The 16,882-nt window shown below is 60.2% G+C and carries 15 protein-coding genes; 11 read left to right on the top strand and 4 right to left on the bottom strand.

Annotated elements, in window-relative coordinates; translation table 11 throughout:
• Nucleotides 1-45: 45 nt before the first annotated feature.
• From LB556_RS24705 to LB556_RS24730, 6 genes are all read left to right on the top strand, one after another.
• Nucleotides 46-1,377 (top strand): UDP-glucose dehydrogenase family protein, encoded by a 1,332-nt coding sequence (locus tag LB556_RS24705; protein ID WP_224570214.1) that lies wholly within the window; start codon nucleotides 46-48, stop codon nucleotides 1,375-1,377.
• Between the two features lie 67 nt (nucleotides 1,378-1,444).
• Nucleotides 1,445-2,887 carry a GMC oxidoreductase gene (locus LB556_RS24710; protein ID WP_224570215.1) on the top strand — a complete coding sequence of 481 codons (1,443 nt, stop codon included), beginning with the start codon at nucleotides 1,445-1,447 and terminating at the stop codon, nucleotides 2,885-2,887.
• A gap of 13 nt (nucleotides 2,888-2,900) precedes the next feature.
• On the top strand, nucleotides 2,901-3,350 hold the full coding sequence (locus tag LB556_RS24715; RefSeq protein WP_224570216.1) for a hypothetical protein: 450 nt from the start codon (nucleotides 2,901-2,903) through the stop codon (nucleotides 3,348-3,350).
• Nucleotides 3,351-3,416: 66 nt separating this feature from the next.
• Complete coding sequence (locus tag LB556_RS24720) at nucleotides 3,417-3,800, top strand: UDP binding domain-containing protein (RefSeq protein ID WP_224570217.1); 384 nt, start codon at nucleotides 3,417-3,419, stop codon at nucleotides 3,798-3,800.
• 6 nt (nucleotides 3,801-3,806) lie between these two features.
• Nucleotides 3,807-4,889 carry a glycosyltransferase gene (locus LB556_RS24725; protein ID WP_224570218.1) on the top strand — a complete coding sequence of 361 codons (1,083 nt, stop codon included), beginning with the start codon at nucleotides 3,807-3,809 and terminating at the stop codon, nucleotides 4,887-4,889.
• A 30-nt stretch (nucleotides 4,890-4,919) separates the two neighbouring features.
• Nucleotides 4,920-6,131 carry a glycosyltransferase family 2 protein gene (locus LB556_RS24730; protein ID WP_224570219.1) on the top strand — a complete coding sequence of 404 codons (1,212 nt, stop codon included), beginning with the start codon at nucleotides 4,920-4,922 and terminating at the stop codon, nucleotides 6,129-6,131.
• A gap of 10 nt (nucleotides 6,132-6,141) precedes the next feature.
• On the opposite strand, the gene LB556_RS24735 is transcribed toward LB556_RS24730, so the two are convergent.
• From LB556_RS24735 to LB556_RS24750, 4 genes are all read right to left on the bottom strand, one after another.
• Nucleotides 6,142-7,140 carry a phosphoribosyltransferase family protein gene (locus tag LB556_RS24735; protein WP_224570220.1) on the bottom strand — a complete coding sequence of 333 codons (999 nt, stop codon included), beginning with the start codon at nucleotides 7,138-7,140 and terminating at the stop codon, nucleotides 6,142-6,144.
• Nucleotides 7,141-7,243: 103 nt separating this feature from the next.
• On the bottom strand, nucleotides 7,244-8,740 hold the full coding sequence (locus tag LB556_RS24740) for a lipopolysaccharide biosynthesis protein (protein ID WP_224570221.1): 1,497 nt from the start codon (nucleotides 8,738-8,740) through the stop codon (nucleotides 7,244-7,246).
• Nucleotides 8,741-8,934: 194 nt separating this feature from the next.
• The gene (locus LB556_RS24745; RefSeq protein WP_224570222.1) at nucleotides 8,935-9,912 is read right to left on the bottom strand and encodes a family 16 glycosylhydrolase; all 978 of its coding nucleotides are present in this window, start codon (nucleotides 9,910-9,912) and stop codon (nucleotides 8,935-8,937) included.
• A 56-nt stretch (nucleotides 9,913-9,968) separates the two neighbouring features.
• A complete protein-coding gene (locus tag LB556_RS24750; RefSeq protein ID WP_224570223.1) occupies nucleotides 9,969-11,255 on the bottom strand; it encodes a glycosyltransferase family 4 protein in 1,287 nt (428 codons plus the stop codon).
• Nucleotides 11,256-11,725: 470 nt separating this feature from the next.
• Here LB556_RS24750 and LB556_RS24755 point away from each other — a divergent pair, with 470 nt between their 5' ends.
• The 5 genes from LB556_RS24755 (at nucleotide 11,726) to LB556_RS24775 (ending at nucleotide 16,772) form a co-directional block, all read left to right on the top strand.
• Nucleotides 11,726-12,898, top strand: a complete 1,173-nt coding sequence (locus LB556_RS24755; RefSeq protein WP_224570224.1) for a glycosyl transferase family 1 — start codon at nucleotides 11,726-11,728, stop codon at nucleotides 12,896-12,898.
• A gap of 14 nt (nucleotides 12,899-12,912) precedes the next feature.
• Nucleotides 12,913-13,893, top strand: coding sequence for a glycosyltransferase family 2 protein (locus LB556_RS24760; protein ID WP_224570225.1), 981 nt, complete (start codon nucleotides 12,913-12,915; stop codon nucleotides 13,891-13,893).
• A complete protein-coding gene (locus tag LB556_RS24765; RefSeq protein WP_224570226.1) occupies nucleotides 13,893-14,843 on the top strand; it encodes a glycosyltransferase in 951 nt (316 codons plus the stop codon). The genes LB556_RS24760 and LB556_RS24765 overlap by 1 nt, the downstream gene beginning before the upstream one ends.
• Nucleotides 14,833-15,801 (top strand): glycosyltransferase family 2 protein, encoded by a 969-nt coding sequence (locus LB556_RS24770; protein ID WP_224570227.1) that lies wholly within the window; start codon nucleotides 14,833-14,835, stop codon nucleotides 15,799-15,801. Before LB556_RS24765 ends, LB556_RS24770 begins: the two co-directional genes overlap by 11 nt.
• Nucleotides 15,802-15,875: 74 nt before the next feature.
• On the top strand, nucleotides 15,876-16,772 hold the full coding sequence (locus tag LB556_RS24775) for a UTP--glucose-1-phosphate uridylyltransferase (RefSeq protein WP_224570228.1): 897 nt from the start codon (nucleotides 15,876-15,878) through the stop codon (nucleotides 16,770-16,772).
• Nucleotides 16,773-16,882 lie beyond the last annotated feature (110 nt).

A 16,882-nucleotide genomic window follows, 5' to 3' on the forward strand; every position in this document is an offset into this window, starting at 1 on the left:
CAGAGCCCAGAAGCGGTCCGCTGCCCTGGATGGGAATGAAACCGAATGAACTTGACGGTGTTTGGAATTGGCTATGTCGGCCTCGTGCAGGCGGCGGTGCTTGCCGAGGTCGGCCACCAGGTTGTTTGCGTCGACGTCGACGCAAGCAAGGTGGAGCGGCTCAACCAGGGCTTTGTCCCGATCTTCGAGCCAGGCCTTGAAAGCATCGTCAAGGAGAATCACGCCGCCGGCCGCATCAAGTTCACCACCGATGCGGCGGCCGCCGTCAGGCATGGTGAAATCCAGATGATCGCCGTCGGCACGCCACCCGGCGAGGACGGTTCGGCCGACCTCAAATATGTGCTGGCCGTCGCCGAGACCATCGGCCGCGAGATGGATACCGCCAAGATCGTCGTCGGCAAGTCGACCGTGCCGGTCGGCACCTGCGAAAAGGTGAAGGCCAGGATCGCCGAGACGCTGAAGAAGCGGGGGCGCGAGGATTTGAGGTTCGACGTCGCCTCCAATCCCGAATTTCTCAAGGAGGGCTCGGCCGTCGCCGACTGCATGAGGCCGGACCGCATCATCGTCGGAACCGACAGCGAGGACACCGAGGCGGTGATGCGCGAACTCTACGCGCCCTTCAATCGCAACCACGAGAAGATGATCGTGATGGACGTGCGCAGCGCCGAATTCACGAAATACGCCGCCAACTGCATGCTGGCGACCAAGATCAGCTTCATGAACGAGATGGCCAATCTCGCCGAGCAGCTCGGCGCCGACATCGAGGAGGTGCGCAAGGGCATCGGCTCGGATCCGCGCATCGGCTATCACTTCATCTATCCGGGTCTGGGCTATGGCGGTTCGTGTTTCCCCAAGGACGTCCGCGCCCTGATCAAGACCGCCGAGGGCGTCAAGTTCGACGCCAAGCTGCTGCGCGCCGTCGAGGAGCGCAACAACGACCAGAAATCCGTCCTGTTCGACAAGGTGCACCGCTATTTCAAGGGCAACCTCAACGGCAAGACGTTCGCGCTGTGGGGCCTGGCCTTCAAGCCCAACACCGACGACATGCGCGAGGCGCCCGCGCGTGTGCTGATGGAAGCGCTCTGGAACGCTGGCGCGACCGTGCAGGCCTACGACCCCGAGGCCATGCAGGAATGCCAGGCCATTTACGGGCTGCGCGACGACCTGACGCTGTGTGGCACCAAGGAAGCGGCATTGCGCGGCGCTGACGCGCTGCTGATCGCCACCGAATGGAAGAGTTTTCGCGCGCCGTCCTTCGATGCGCTGAAGGATGCGCTGACCACGCCGGTCATCTTCGACGGCCGCAACCTCTACGATCCCAAGGTCGTGGCGCGCCACGGCATCGAATATCACTCGATCGGCAGAATGGCGGCGTGAGACCAGGCGTGGGGGGAGGGCAGCAGGATTTGGCGGGTGCGCCCGGCATGGAAAGGAGTCGTGGCTAATGGTGCTGGACGTAAAGCCAGAGCAAATCACCACGGATCATTTTGATCTCATCGCGATCGGTTCCGGCTTCGGTTCGGCTTTTTTCCTGCATGAGTTCGCCAGGCGGCGCAAGGCGCGCATCCTGGTGCTCGAGTGGGGCCGCCACAACACCCATGAATGGCAGCTCGACCAGAACGCCAACACCGACGTGGACGACGAGACGACCTACAAGACCAATTCCGACAAGCCCTGGAACTACACGATCGGTCTGGGCGGCGGTACCAATTGCTGGTTCGCGCAGACGCCACGGTTCCATCCCAACGACTTCAGGCTGAAAAGCACCTACGGCGTCGGCAACGACTGGCCGATCAGCTACGCCGATGTCGAGCCGTTCTATTGCGACGCCGAAGACATCATGTCGATCTCCGGCGATCCCGATATGGCGGCGATGCTACCGCGCTCAAGGCCGTTTCCGCAGCCGCCGCATCGAATGTCGACGCCAGACAGGATGATGAAGGCGGCCCAGTCCGATCAGCATTTCGTCATGCCGACCGCGCGAGCCCGGGTGCCGACCGCGCAACGCACATCCTGCTGCGCCAATCTTCGGTGCTGGCTGTGCCCGGTCGATGCCAAGTTCACCGCCAACAACGGCCTGATGCATGTCTTCGAGCACCCCGATATATCGGTGTGCCTCGGCTCCGAAGTGCGGCGGCTCGATCATGTCGGCGGCACGGTCCGTTCGGTCACCTTCGTCCATGACGGCAAGGAATATCAGGTCAGCGGCGATCTGTTCATTCTTGGCGCCAATGCCATCCAGAGCGCGGCGATCATGCTGCGCTCCGGGCTGGGGGATGAGTTCGTCGGGCGCGGCCTGCATGAATCCTATGGCTGGAGTTTCGAGGTCTATCTCGACGGCGTCGAAAATTTCGACGGCAGCACCATCACCACTGGCCTCAATTTCGGCCTCTATGACGGTCCTCACCGGTCCGAACACGCGGCGGCACTCGTTTATTTCGAGAACCGCTGGCAGCACGGGATGCGCGCCGAGAAGGGACGGCTGCGCCAGGCATTGCCGCTGGTCGTGGTCACCGAAAACCTGCTCGATCACGATAATTTCGTCACCCTCGACGAGGAAGACAACGCCTTCGTCTCCTTCAAGGCACCGTCGGACTACGCGGTCAAGGGCATGGCCCGGGCGCTGGACAAATTGCCTGGACTGCTTGCCCCGCTGCCCGTCGAACGGCTTTTCGACCGTGGTATCCGGCCCACGGAATCGCATGTCCAGGGCACATTGCGGATGGGCACCGGCCCGGCCGATTCGGTCATCGACAGCAACATGATCCATCACCGGTTGAGGAACCTGGTTGTCGTCGGCACCAGCACCTATCCGAGTTGTTCCTGTGCCAATCCGAGCCTGACCGCAGCGGCTTTGTCCTTGCGGGCAGCGAGCCGGATGGCGTGAAGGGAGGTATGCGATGATCGAAATCACGCGGCGTTCGGCACTGGCCATCATGGCTGGCGGAGTTGCATCGACGGGCGTGGCCTACGCGGCCGTATCCTCGTTTTCGGACGAGGATCTGGTTCGCGTCACACTCGAAAAATATCTCGGCAGGCTCAACATCCGCAAAGAGCATCTCGAGCAGTTCGTGCTGGAGTTCCAAAACCGCAATCCCTGGATATTTCCCGGCGAGAAACTGAGCGATGCGGTCACGTTGCTCGAAACGACCAAGCTTGGGCAGGCCCGTGCATTGCTGCCTGGACAGAAGCGGCGCGATCTCCGGCATTTCGAGCGCTGGGTGGTCGCCGAATTCCATATGTTGACGGACTACGCCTGGCGCGGTTCGCCCGATGATCCCATCCGGTTCACCGGATGGCAGTCATGCACCAATCCGTTCGCTAATTTCGAGATGCAACAGAATGCCTGAAGCGGTGTCAAGACGTGCGTCTTCGTCCTGCTGCTTTGAACAGGGGATGCGAGAAGGAGCCCAATCATGAAAGTCATCTTTTCAAGAGGGAACGGACATTGGGGGCTGGCCTTCAGGCACAATACCGCGTACTTGCGCAAGGCGCCGGCCCGCACGCTGATAGAAGCGCTGTGGAAGGTGGGGGCCAATGTGCATGCCGATGAGCTTGAAGCGGTGCAGGATTGCCAGGCCATCTACGGCCTGCGCGAGCGGGGCCAAGGAGGTGGCACAGCGCGGCGCCGATGCATTGTTGATTGCCACCGAATGGAAAGCTTCCGCGCTCTCTCCTTCGATGCATTGAAGGACGCGCTGAACACGCTGATCATCTTCTACGGTCGAAACCTGTTTGACCCCAAGATCATCGCGCACCGTTCGATCGAATATCACGGCATCGCCAGAATGGCGGCGTAATTCGGCATGAACATTCTCCTCGCAAGCGCCCATCCATACATTCCCCAAATCTCAGGTGGTGCCCAGTCCAGCACGCATGAACTCGCTGGGGAATTCATTCGCCGGGGGCATTCCGTGGCGGTTCTTGCGGGACTTACCGGCGAGGGCTGGCTTGGCGCCAAAAGCCGTCTGAAGCTTAAGCTTGCACGAACGCGATATGTGGTGGATTACCAACTGGGCTATCCGACCTATCGCTCTTGGTTCGCCTGGGAAGCAGCGGCGGAAGTGGCGGATCGCGTCAAGGCTGATGTCGTCGTGCTTCAGTCTGGATATCCGGTAAAAATCGGGCTTGCCCTAGCCAGGACGAATGCGCGCGTCGTCGTCTATCTGCACAATGTGGAACTGGAAGATCTGGGCGGCAGTCTGGCGGAACTGCGTAACATCACATATATCGCTAACTCACAATTTACAGCGAGGCGCTTCAAAGATATTTACGGAATAGATGCAGAGGTTGTTTACCCTCTCGTAGAGCGTCAAAAGTATCAAACAATATCCACGCGCACAAATGTGACGTTCATCAATCCACATCATCTAAAGGGGTTGGAAACGGCTTTAGCCATCGCCGAGCGCTGCCCCGAAATACCATTTAGCTTTATTGAAACATGGACACTGAGTGACGAAGAAAGCGAGAGTCTAAAGCGGAAAGTCGCTGCGCTCGAGAATGTGACGCTTAGACCACGAACCAGAAGCATGAAGACCGTCTACGGCTTAACAAAGATTGTTCTCGCGCCAAGCCGATGGGAGGAAGCCTTTGGCCGCGTCGCGGCAGAAGCGCACCTCAGCGGCATACCGACGGTCGGGACAAACATTGGAGGTCTTCCCGAGGCAATTGGACCCGGCGGGATACTTGTCGATCCCGACGCGGCTATAGAGGTGTGGGTCTCGGCGGTTAAGAACCTGTGGCACGACAAGGAATTCTACGACGAAAAGTCGTCTGCGGCTCTCTCCTATTCAAAGCGTCCAGAGATGGACCGTGAATACCAAATCTCCAAGCTGATAGACATATTAGGTTTGAAAAACAGCAGTACTATTCTGACGAAAACTGCCTAAAAGACAACAGAAATTGCAGAGGGCTGCAGGATGTCAACCAGAACAACAGTGATAATTCCGACGTTCAATCGCGCAGAGTATCTAGGTGATGCGATAAGAAGCCTTTTGAACCAAACCGTAAGGCCCGATGAAATCATAATCGTGAATGATGGATCTACAGACCGAACTGAAGAGGTCGCACTAGGCTTCGGAAGCGAAGTGAAATACGTAAAGAAAAGCAACGGCGGAAAGTCTAGCGCGCTGAATCTGGCGATGCGAATGGCGACGGATGCGGATTATATCTGGATATTCGATGATGATGACCTTGCGCTGCCTGACGCACTGGAGAAGCTGAAGAATGCTCTAGATTCCAATCCGGAGGCATCGTTTTCGTATGGGTGGTTTGATTTTTTCAGCAAAGTAGGCCCGGAGGGGGTAGAAGGTCGCGAACCCGTATTCCGTAACATCATTTCAGGTCAGGGTACATATTGTGCCTTGATGACAAAGTGCTTTATAATACAGCCTGGATTGTTGGTAAGAAAATCGTGCTATGATGCTGTGGGAGATTTCAACGAAAGACTAATTCGATCTCAAGATTACGAAATGATATTGAGAATATCGCGAACGTATTCTGGGGTGCAAGTGCCCGGCTTGATGTTTCTGCACAGGGTGCATGATGGAGTGCGTGGGTCTCAGAATCTTCAGATTGAAAGCTCAGAGAAGGAAAAAACCTGGCGGGAGTTTGACAGAGTTTTCTTTAAGGAGATTTATCTGTCTCACGACGTATTTGAGTTCTTCCCTTCGGAGGAAGGGAGTGGGATTCGGTCAGGTCTGAAAAGGTTCCGATCCCTTTTGCAGCGGAGTGCTGTTATGGCGAGGAAGGGCCTCTGGACCTACGCCGCAGACGATCTGATCTCCGCCATGAATGTGGCGAAGGCCGAACGTATCCAGGCCCTGGAGGCGATGGATCGCGACATACTGAGCTCCTCATTGGAGGAGTACGCTTTCGGGTTGCCCGCGGAGGCAGGTACCTCGCTCTATATTTCTGCCTGCAACACGCTTTTGGATAGCTCCATAGGAAAGAAAATGGCCAGCGCGTTGATCTGGTCCTACCCTTACCATGTAAAAAGAGAGCTGCTGGGGAAGCGGCCAATGGCTGCATTTAATGTGTTAAGAGCCACTGCGCGCATAGGTGGGGTTCCGCTACTCATTCGCACATTGTTTGAAAAGAAGATCTATAAGGTATCGAATGCACCGATTTGAAAACCGACTTTCACGTGGGTTTTCTAACCCATTTCCGTAAGGTCTCGTATCTGTTTTTACCCAACGTCAAGCGGGCCACTTTAGCAACTATTTCCCTTCGTCCGGCGTATGTGTTTGCAGTTCTGATTCTGTGGGGAACGTTTCGCATCATTTGCTCAAGTCGAGGCAATGATAGCGTGTTCGGATAGACCACCTGATGCGTTTCGACACAAAGCACCGGTTTCCCTGAGAGCCTGGCTATTGTGGCCGCCTGCGCGTGTTCGCTTTCGACGAACAGGATCGCATCGGATTTGCGGTAGAAGTCGGCCTTGAAGGAGCCGTGTGCGCCAAGTCTTTGCCGCTGCGCCTTGCTCGGCAGGTCGAGCATGACAAGTTCTCCATACTCTATGCCCTGACTGGTCAGCCATGCCTCCGTAAGCGCCCGATATTTTTCAAGTCGGCTGGTGACAAGCCATCCGATCTTGCGAGTCGGGCCATAGAGCGGCCGCGCTTGGCTCAGGAATTTCTCGTATGCTGGTCCGTCGTCATTCTCCGCTTCGGTCGGGTCAAGGCAAAGCACGCCGTCGATGTCGACGCAGCTCTGTTCCAAGAAGCCATGATGCATGAAGTTCCATTGAAAGATACGCGGCGGAGGCAAAGCTTCGAACACAAAATCAGCATCGCTCCTGGCCTCAGGCAGTCCGTAAACCGCCGAAAATATCAGTTCGGCCGCTGTTCCAGACGCGGAGACTCTTGTCCTCGCATTTCTCATGGACGTGCCACTTAATATACTGTCGTCGATTACGAGAACCTTCTTCATATCCGAGATTTCGCGAACCAATGCGGACTGGCGCTTCGTAGAGCCAGAAGAAAAAGCTTTGCCAGCAACGAAACTGTCCAGGTCGGTCATCGGAATGTTGGCCGTAAGGCTCAGCAAGTTGGCTGCCAGCAAGCCACTTCTTGGAATGCCGACCACGAGGTCGATGTCTCGCGGCAGCCGGTGAAGGTTGCTGATAATCGCGTCGTTCATGTCGGAGATCGATCGGTAGTGCATGGATTAGACCCGGTTTTGAAGAGCATTGGTTTCGGATGCCGCCGGCATGGTCAGCACTGATCCTGACGGCATGCGCATGTTACTTTGCCTCGTTTGCGGCTATCGCGGGTGTCCGCTTCGGCACCAGCTTCAGGGCCTCTCGCAAGGCTTCGCGGCCAGAAGCAAACACCAGTGCAATTGCGATGGTGACTGCGTAGGCAATTGATGCCGCGCTCGCCAGCGCAACAAGCTGCTGGTGCGGCAGCAGCGGCTTGATGAACCAGACGGCGGCCAGCGCCAGATGGGCGCCAAGGACGAAGGGCGTAGCCGCGTGCAGGACATGGCTGGCCCGCAGCGGCCCACTTTTGCCGACATAGAGCCACAGGAACGGTGTCCTCATATATTCGCTGACCGCATAGGCGATCGCTACGCCCAGTGCGCCATAGGGGAGGCCAAGCACGAAGGCCAGCACCGATGTCACGGCCGTTATAATACCCCAGCGCATGAAATCGCCCGAGCGGCCCTGGCTAACGAAAAGCCATCCAGCCGGATTGTTCAGGGGTTGCAGCAACCCGGCAAAGCCGAGTGCGAGGAAGATGTTGGCGCTCTGTCGCCATTGCTCGCCGAGCACGAAAGGGATGAGCACATCGGACATGGCTGTCGAGAAGGCGACGCCCGGAAGTGCGACCAGCAAGATCAGCGGCATGACGCGGAGATAGGCGCTGCGGTAGCGGTCCGGCTCGTCCTTCAACCTGGAAAGCGCCGGCACCATGACCTTCGACAGCGGGTTGGTGATCTGGGTCAACGGAAACAGCAGCAGCTTGTAGGCGCGATCATAAAGGCCGAGCTGGGCCTCGCCCCAGTATTTGCCGATCAGCACGTTGTCGAGATTGCGGGCGAAGAAATTGGCGAAATTGAAACCGGTAATCCCGGCACCGAAATTGATCAGCTCGCCGATGCCCGCGGCCTTGCGCGGCATGCCCGGCCGCCAGCGCGAACTTGCCCAGTAACACAGCGTCGGCAGCACCGCGCCGGTCAGCGTGCCGGCAAACAGCGCCCAATAAGAGCGGTCGATGAAGGTCCAGGCGATCGATACCGCCAGACCCGCGACGGCCCCGGCGACGTCTATGATCGCCAGACGGCCGAACTGCATGCGGCGCGTCAGCAGCGCCAGATGCTGTGCGCCCAGGCCGTAGGCCAGGATCTGCAATCCAAATGCCGCCACCAGGCCGGCGACGCGCGGCTCGCCGTAGAAGGCGGCGACCAGGGGTGACGCGCCAGCGAGCACACAGGCCAGTGTGGCGCTGACGGCGACATTGATCCAGAAGAGGTAGTTTACCTCGTCATGCCGGATGCCTGTCTTCTGGATCGTCGCCTGGGTCAGGCCGAAATCCTGGAACAGGGCGATGAAGGCCAGCACCGGTGCGCTCATGGCCACGACGCCGAAATCCTGCGGCGACAAGAGCCGCGACAGCACGATGACGGATACGATCTGGGTGGCGACCCGCACCGACTGCGCCATTGCGGTCACGACGGCACCGCGGCCGACCGATTTCCGCAGCGAGCCTTCTGGCGGATCGAATGGGTTGGCTTCCAAATTCAGGATTCCTGATCTTTGCGCGGATTCCGGAGCCCGAAATTCCACGACCGCCGCCGCCCATAAACTACGGCAATAATTTTGCAGCGCAACAGAAAACGTGGAATGCCGCACCAAAAATGTTGCGATGCAGCATGCCTGGTCCAGATGCCTTGATGCTCGACAAAGCAGCCTTGGCGCCGTGAAGGGTCAGCTCATTGGCCGATGTCGCTGCGTCTGTATCCGTGGAGTGTCATGACCAGTCTTTCGGAGGGGGCCATTGGCTCCCATTTGCCGGCCCAACGCGGATCCATGGCCGCGCCTGCCGCCACCCACAGATCGAAATACGGCTTCATGGGCTTGTTCGGGAAGGCTCCGCCGGGAGTGTCCGCCGGCGTTACGACGGCCACCTCCTTGCCGTCGATGAAGAAGGCAACTCTTTTCCCCGCCTCGTATTGCATGCCCAGGCGATATCGTTTGCCCGAGAGGTCGCCGGGCTGGAACAATTTCATCCAAACGGTCTTGTGCTTGTTGTCGACATTGGCCCAGACGGTAAGCTGCATCCCTTTGGTGCCGACGATCTCAAAGTCGACTTCCTCATGCGCCTTGTCGTTGAAAATCCAAAGCGGCGCCGCAATCAGCCCTGGCTTCATAGTGGGAAGCGTTACGTCCACTTCCCATTTTGCCGACGAGGAAGCGGAGTTGGCGCCAGAGATGACCTCCGCGGAGGCCTTCTCGCTGACGGTAAGCTGAAGGGCGCCGTCGACGATTTTGACGTTCTCGGCTTTCCAGTCGTAGCCTCCAAGCTTGGGTTCGCTCCACTGCGACGGCACGAAGGGATTGTTGTATTTCCAAAGTTGCAGCTTGACGCCCGACCAGTCGGGAAGCTTGTCGAGGGCAACATCCCCGCTCCCCGCCGTTACGCTTTCAGCCAGTGCATGGCCGGCGGCCCATTGCACCGCCGTGGAGGCCGCCAGAAGCGTCAGGAATTGTCTGCGTGTGGAATTCATCGCTAGCCTCCATTGGGTCGCCTTGACCTTGTCAGCGGCGACGATGCCAAGCCGGCCGTTTGATGCGGCCTTGGTCTTCCGGTGGCATGGACGCCACTTTGATGATCGAACCCTATACCAATGATAAGGCGATTTTTTGCTGCATTGCATCAAAAAATATTGCAATGCGGAAAAGCCTTTCATGTCAGGACATTATCGGCGGGCGCAGGCGGCAGCGGCTGCAACGCCTGGAGAGATGCTCAAGCCACGGAGGCTGCTGGGGGGCGGGTTTGTCCACTGCATTTTTGCCTGCCGGCTTCAAACTGCGATGAACCGGGCCGGACGCCTTCAAGCTGCAAGGACTGGGGAGATGCAACATCGAGGGCAGGATCGAGTTGCACGGACTCGCGCACCCCTTCCAATGCGACGCGATCGTAAAGCGCATCGAGAAACGCGCCCGCGGATTCTGCCCCGAACATGGTTTCCGCGGTCCTGCGGGCATCGCGCCGGAGCGGCTCCATCAAGGCGGGTTGCCCGATATACGGCTTCAATCGATCGATGGCCAAACTGGCCAGCCGCTCGACCTCATCACGGAAATATTCGGCATATTTTGCCTCCCCCCGCGCGTCGTATCCCGGACTCCACCAATCGCCGATGTCGTCGAGCCTGACAGGCAAGGCGATCCCGTTGACCCCGTCCTCGAGGAATTCGGGCAAGGCGCAGACCTTCGTTCCAATAACCGGCGTGTGCTCGGACATGGATTCCAGCGCTGAATAGCCGAACGTGTCGCCAAACGTGGTGAGGATGCCGAAGTGCGAGTTGCGCAGCAATTGCCGCACCGATCGGTTGGGCAACACCCCGTGATGCCGGACGTTTCTCAGCTCGAGGAGCTTGATGTAGGGGTCGAAGAATCCCGGACTTGTCGGATCCGTCCATATATGGCCGCCAACCTGAAGGCTTGAGACAATGTTGACCCGGATTGGCAATTTCTGCTGAACAGCCTTTTCGGCGATCTTGACGGCAACGCATCCGCCCTTGCGGCCAAAGTGGGCGCCGACAAATGTCAGCACCAGTTCCTCGGCGCTGTTTTCGGACATCGCATCGTCCGTCGCGGGCACCACGATGTTCGGGTGGCGGACCAACAGCTTTTCCGCCAGGAGATCGACTTCGGGATTGTCGCTGTGCTGGGCCAGAAAACTTCTGCGGGCAAAATGCGACAGTGCGATGATGCGACGGCAATTTGGGCTTGCAATCCGCGACCTTAGGTAGCGGGCCATCAACCCGCGCTTGCGAAGGGCAAACTGTCGCGGCAAGTGGGATTCGAACGACATGATGTACTTCGAGGAATTGATCGGTATCCGGTTGAACGCATGCACCATGTCGACAGACAAGGCAGGTTCGATCAGTGTCACGCCTTCCAGCTTGGATGAGACCAGATTTAATGGCAGGAATCGCTGTCGCAGGATCGTATGCCTGGATGCTCGCGGCGTAACGAAGCTGGTCGGATACTTGTCGTCGAAGACCGCAATACGAAGAGACTTGCCCATACTGACCACTCGTCTTCAAGCAGCGGCGTCGGGGGTATTCGCAAGCCATCCCAAAGATGCAGAAAGCACGCTGCCGCACTGCAACAGAATGCAAGAGCGGATCCCTAGCCAAACTCAAGGCCCAACTTCCCTGACAAGAACTCAACACCATTTTGTGTTGCAGTGCAATACGGTTTTAGCAATTGATTAACTGTCAGCTCTGCTGCCGGGCGGGAAGCGATTTGGGCCGATGCGATCGTCATCTTGCGGGGGTTGCAACCCAAAAACGCCCCGATTTCCGGGCGCGGAAGGGCATGTGACTCCGAACCCTCGATTGCGTGGCCGCGCCGACGCTGTCAAAAAATTGGATCGGATGTTTTGTGCAGCGCGGCAAAGATCGCTAATTTTGCTACGCCGCACCAAAAATGTTGCGATGCAGCAAGAGCTGTACTAGGCTTCCCTTCGGGTGGGCCAACAGCGATTGAGTTTTCATGCTGCATGTCTTGTACCTGGTGCACGATGTTTCCGATCCGGCGGTTCGCCGGCGGATCACGATGCTCAGGGCAGGTGGCGCCCGGGTCACCCTGGCGGGCTTCCGCCGCACCGCGAACCCGATTGCCGACGTTGAAGGATTGCGGCCGATCGACCTTGGCGCGACGCGCGACGGCCGATTCACCCAGCGCCTGGCGGCGGTGGCGAAGGCGGCGGTTTCGCTTCGCACGAAACTGAGGGGTACGCCGAGGGCCGACCTCATCATCGCGCGCAATCTGGAAATGCTGGCACTGGCCCGCCGCGCCCGGTCGGCTTTCGGCGCCGCTGTCCCGATCGTCTACGAATGTCTTGACATTCACCGCCTGGTGCTTCGCGACGATGTCCTGGGCAAGGCGCTGCGCGCCGCCGAGCGCCATCTGGCGCGGGACGTGAAGTTGCTGGTGACAAGTTCGCCCGCTTTCGTCGCCAATTATTTCAAGCCCTTCCGCCAGGTCGCGGCACCGGTGGAACTGGTCGAGAACAAGTATTTCGAGATCGCGGCGATTCTGCCCGGTGAGCGCGAGGCGGTGGAAGGACCTGTCGCTCCGCCGTGGCGGATCGGCTGGTTCGGAGCGCTTCGGTGCCGCCGCTCGCTCGAACTGCTGGCCGGCTTCACGCGCCGCATGGAAGGCCGGTTCGAGATCGTGCTGCGTGGCCGTCCGGCACTTTCCGAATTCCCGGATTTTCATGCCTTCGTCGATGCCGAACCTTACCTGTCGTTTCGCGGACCGTATCGCAACCCCGAGGACATGGCGGCGATCTATCAGGACGTCCATTTCTCCTGGGCGATCGATTTTTTCGAGGAGGGTCAGAACTCCGAATGGCTGCTGCCCAACCGCCTTTATGAAGGTTGCCGCTTCGGTGCGGTGCCGATCTCGATGGACAACACCGAGACCGGACGGTTCCTGCGGCAGCAGGATATCGGCGTTTTGTTGCCGCATGCCACGCCCGAGGCGCTCGAAACCGCGCTTGGCAGCATGGAACAACACCGCTTCGGCAGGCTGAAGGCACGCGTGCTGGTCCACAATCCGAGGATGTGGAGCCATGATCGCAGCGACTGCAGCGCCTTGGTCGAGAAGCTGCGTCGCCTGACCACCGTACGCGAACCCCTCGTGGCCGAAGCCCTGGCATAGATGGAGGTCGCCCGATGACGCAAACGCTTCTGATCGTGATCCCCTGCCTGAATGAGGCAACCCATATCGGCGCGCTGCTCGACCAGCTCTGCCCGGCGGCGGCAAGGCTTGGCGCGCGGATCGTCGTGGCCGATGGCGGCAGCACCGATGGCACGCTGGCCATCGTCGGCGAGCGCCAGAAGATGGATCCCTGCATCGTCCTGCTCCACAATGAAAAGCGCATCCAGAGTGCCGCGATCAACCTTGCGGTGGCCAAATTTGGCGAGGCCGCGCAATATTTCATCCGCATCGATGCCCATGGCGGCTATCCCGACGACTATTGCGACCGGCTGGTCGAGGAGGCGCAGGCCACCGGCGCGGATTCGGTGGTGGTTTCGATGCTGACCAGCGGCAGCGGCACCGTGCAGAAGGCTGCGGCCGCGGCGCAGAACTCCAAGCTCGGCACCGGCGGCTCCAAGCATCGCCACCTCTCCGCCGGGGAGTGGGTCGATCACGGCCATCACGCGCTGATGCGGATATCGGCCTTCCGGGCCGTCGGCGGCTATGACGAAGCGTTCAGCCACAACGAGGATGCCGAACTCGACTACCGGCTGAGGCAGGCCGGCTACAGGATCTGGATGAGCGGCAGGACGCAGATGGTCTATTATCCGCGTAGCTCGCTGCGCGGCCTCTATTTCCAGTATCTCGGCTATGGCCGCGGCCGGGCCAAGAACGTGCTGAAACACCGGGTGATCCCGAAGGTTCGGCAGATGGTGCCGCTGGCGGTCTTCCCGGTGGTTGTGCTCGCCGCCTTCTCGTTCGTGCACTGGATCGCGGCGCTGCCGCTGTTGCTGTGGGTGGCGGTGTGTCTGGGCTACGGCCTGGTGACGGCCATCAGCCAGCGCAATGCCGATAGCGCGCTTGCCGGCGTCTCCGCGATGGTGATGCATTTCGGCTGGTCCGTCGGCTTCTGGCTGCAGCTTCTCGGCCTCGGCGCGCGGCGGAGGGCGGCGTGATGGCGGTTCAGGCCGAGATCCGCGGCATCGACATCGGCGTGTGCACTTTCCGGCGGCCGGAATTGGCCGACACGTTGCGCTCGCTCGCCGCTCTTGCCCTGCCTGACGGCTTCGAGGTCGGCGTTGTCGTCGCCGACAATGACGACACGCCAAGCGCCAGGGAATTGGTGACGGCGCTGTCACGGGAATTGAAGCTGCCGGTCCGCTACCGGCATTGCCCGGCGCGCAACATCTCGATCGCCCGCAACGCTTGCCTCGATGCCAGCGAGGCGGATTTTCTGGCCTTCATCGACGACGACGAGACCGCCAGCGTCAACTGGCTCGCCGAACTGGTAGCCACGGCTGAAACGAGCGGGGCCGCAGCGGTTCTCGGCCCGGTGCGCGCGCTCTATGGCCCGGATGCGCCGGACTGGATGCGCCGCGGCGATTTCCATTCCACCTTGCCGGTGCGCGTGCGCGGCGAAATCCGTACGGGCTACACCTGCAACGTCCTGCTGCGCATGCGATCGGACAGCTTGCGCGGCCGCCGCTTCAGCCTAGCGCGCGGCCAGACCGGCGGCGAGGACACCGAATTCTTCGACCAGATGCACAAGGCCGGCGGCCGGATCGCCTTTGCGCCGCAGGCGTGGGTGGACGAGGCGGTGCCGCGTGCCAGGGCCGCGTTTGACTGGCTCGGCCGCCGCCGTTTTCGCGTGGGTCAGACGCATGGTCACCTCCTTGGCAGCAATGCGCGTGGCATCGGGCGGATCAGGCATGTCGGCCTTGCCGCGGCAAAGGCGGCCTTTTGCTTCGCTGCCGCGCTTCCCGTTGTCGCCAACCCGGTGCGCAGGAACCGCAGCGTGCTGCGCGGCATCATGCATGTCGGCGTCGTCAGCGGCCTTGTCGGTGTCCGCGAACTGCGCCTCTACGGCCAGCCTTCACCAGGGGAAGGAGGCAAGCGTGCGGCCTGATGTAACCTTCGTCCCCGATGTTTCTTTTGTGATTGCCGCCTATAACGCCGAGGCAACCCTTGATCGGGCGATCACCAGCGCCATCGCGCAGAAGGGCGTCAGCGTCGAGATCATCGTCGTCGACGACAGGTCGTGTGACGCCACGGTCGATGTGGCGCGTGCCTATCCCGAACACATCGTGCGTGTCGTGGCCCTCGAACGGAACCGAGGTCCCGGCGGGGCCAGGAATGCCGGGCTCGACGCAGCGCGCGGCAAGTGGATCGCGGTTCTCGATTCCGACGACGCGGTGTTTCCCGGCCGCATCGCCGCCATGATCGGCCGCGCCGAAAAGGCGAAAGCCGAGATCGCGGTCGACAATCTTCAGGTCGTCCGCGAAGACGGCGTGGCCGAGGATGCGATGTTCCCGCGCCTGTATCTGGAAGGCCTGCGCGAGATTTCGCTGGCCACCTACATCGCCGGCAATGTCGTCTTCGAATCGAAGTTCAATCTCGGCTACCTCAAGCCGATCTTCCTGCGCCGGTTCCTCGACGAAAACCGCTTACGCTATGACGAGAAACTGAGGATCGGCGAGGACTACATCCTGTTTGCCGAGGCCCTGGCCGTGGGCGGCAGATGCGTGGTCGAGCCTGATATCGGCTATGCCTATCATATCCGCGGCGGCTCCATCTCGCGCGTGCTCGAGCCTCACCATGTCGAGGCGATGCGCAAGGCGGATGCCGAATTCGCTCAGACCCATCGGATGGACGACGCGGCCCAGGCCGCCTTCGCCCGGCGCGGCCGCAGCCTGCGCAAGGCGGCCTCGTTCCTGGCGATGGTCCAGCACATCAAGGCGCGGTCTCCGCTCAAGGCGATCCGGACGGCGCTCAGCGACCCGGCGGCGGTCAGCCATATGGGCATGCCGATCGCCGTGCGGTTGCGAAGAGTAGCGGCACAGTTTGCCGTGGGGGTGGGGAGGTGAAGATGCAGGCACATGGAGGGATTTTTCGTGGCCTGCGAATGGACTGAAGTCGATCTCCTCAGAAGGAATTTGCGATGAAGAAAATCAGGAAGGCCGTGATACCGGTGGCGGGGCTTGGGACAAGGTTCCTGCCGGCGACCAAGTCGTTGCCGAAGGAAATGCTTCCCGTCGTCGACAGGCCTGTCGTGCAGTATGCGGTGGACGAGGCCTTCGAGGCCGGCATCGAGCACATCGTCTTCGTTACCGGCCGCAACAAGGCGGTCATCGAGGATTATTTCGACCTCCATCCGGAACTGATCGGAACGCTGGAGCAGACCGGCAAAAAGGCGCAATTGCAGTCACTGGAAAGCCTGCTACCGGTGGCCGGCGCCACCTCCTTCATCCGCCAGCAATCGCCACAAGGCCTCGGCCATGCCGTCTGGTGCGCGCGCGAAGTCATCGGCAACGAGCCCTTCGCCCTGCTTTTGCCCGACATGGTCTCTTTCGGCGGGCGCGGATGCCTGGCCGAGATCACCAACCTCTATGCCGAGACCGGCGGCAACGTCATCGCCGTCGAGCGCTGCGATCCCGGCGAGACCAACAAATATGGCATGGTCGGCCGTGGCGCCGACATTGGTGGCGGCTTCGAGGTGACGGCCATGGTCGAAAAGCCTGCGCCGGCCAACGCGCCGTCGAACTTCTACATCAACGGCCGCTACATCCTGCAGCCCGAGATATTCCAGCTTTTGGGCAACCAGCAACGCGGCGCCGGCAATGAGATCCAGCTGACCGACGCCATGGTCCGCCTGTCCAGGGAGCAGCCGTTCTTTGCCCAGCCCTTCAAGGGGCGCATGTTCGACTGCGGTTCCAAGGAAGGGTTCATCCAGGCCAATGTCGCCTTCGCGCTGGCGCGCGATGACATGAAGGGTCCGGTTTTCGAGATGCTCCGGGAGTTCGTCCGGTCGCATGAACGCCAGGAAGAAGCCGCATAATGCCCAACTTTCGGGAACATTGTCGGGCGGCTGACGGCGGAGGGGCCAGCCGGCCCCGCGCTGTCCGGCACCAAGCGTGTGCCGCGCCCGCCAATGCTCCCGATCGTCCC

This window comes from Mesorhizobium sp. ES1-4 (assembly GCF_020164745.1).
In the GTDB taxonomy this organism is placed as follows: Bacteria; Pseudomonadota; Alphaproteobacteria; order Rhizobiales; family Rhizobiaceae; genus Mesorhizobium.

What these genes read in the sequence shown, in the direction of transcription:
- LB556_RS24730 (WP_224570219.1), top strand. Translation starts at nt 4,920, where the DNA reads ATGTCAACCAGAACAACAGTGATAATTCCGACGTTCAATCGCGCAGAG.
- LB556_RS24760 (WP_224570225.1), top strand. Translation starts at nt 12,913, where the DNA reads ATGACGCAAACGCTTCTGATCGTGATCCCCTGCCTGAATGAGGCAACC.
- LB556_RS24765 (WP_224570226.1), top strand. Translation starts at nt 13,893, where the DNA reads ATGGCGGTTCAGGCCGAGATCCGCGGCATCGACATCGGCGTGTGCACT.
- LB556_RS24775 (WP_224570228.1), top strand. Translation starts at nt 15,876, where the DNA reads ATGAAGAAAATCAGGAAGGCCGTGATACCGGTGGCGGGGCTTGGGACA.
- LB556_RS24705 (WP_224570214.1), top strand. Translation starts at nt 46, where the DNA reads ATGAACTTGACGGTGTTTGGAATTGGCTATGTCGGCCTCGTGCAGGCG.
- LB556_RS24715 (WP_224570216.1), top strand. Translation starts at nt 2,901, where the DNA reads ATGATCGAAATCACGCGGCGTTCGGCACTGGCCATCATGGCTGGCGGA.
- LB556_RS24735 (WP_224570220.1), bottom strand. Translation starts at nt 7,140, where the DNA reads ATGAACGACGCGATTATCAGCAACCTTCACCGGCTGCCGCGAGACATC.
- LB556_RS24725 (WP_224570218.1), top strand. Translation starts at nt 3,807, where the DNA reads ATGAACATTCTCCTCGCAAGCGCCCATCCATACATTCCCCAAATCTCA.
- LB556_RS24710 (WP_224570215.1), top strand. Translation starts at nt 1,445, where the DNA reads ATGGTGCTGGACGTAAAGCCAGAGCAAATCACCACGGATCATTTTGAT.
- LB556_RS24720 (WP_224570217.1), top strand. Translation starts at nt 3,417, where the DNA reads ATGAAAGTCATCTTTTCAAGAGGGAACGGACATTGGGGGCTGGCCTTC.
- LB556_RS24745 (WP_224570222.1), bottom strand. Translation starts at nt 9,912, where the DNA reads ATGAAAGGCTTTTCCGCATTGCAATATTTTTTGATGCAATGCAGCAAA.
- LB556_RS24755 (WP_224570224.1), top strand. Translation starts at nt 11,726, where the DNA reads ATGCTGCATGTCTTGTACCTGGTGCACGATGTTTCCGATCCGGCGGTT.
- LB556_RS24750 (WP_224570223.1), bottom strand. Translation starts at nt 11,255, where the DNA reads ATGGGCAAGTCTCTTCGTATTGCGGTCTTCGACGACAAGTATCCGACC.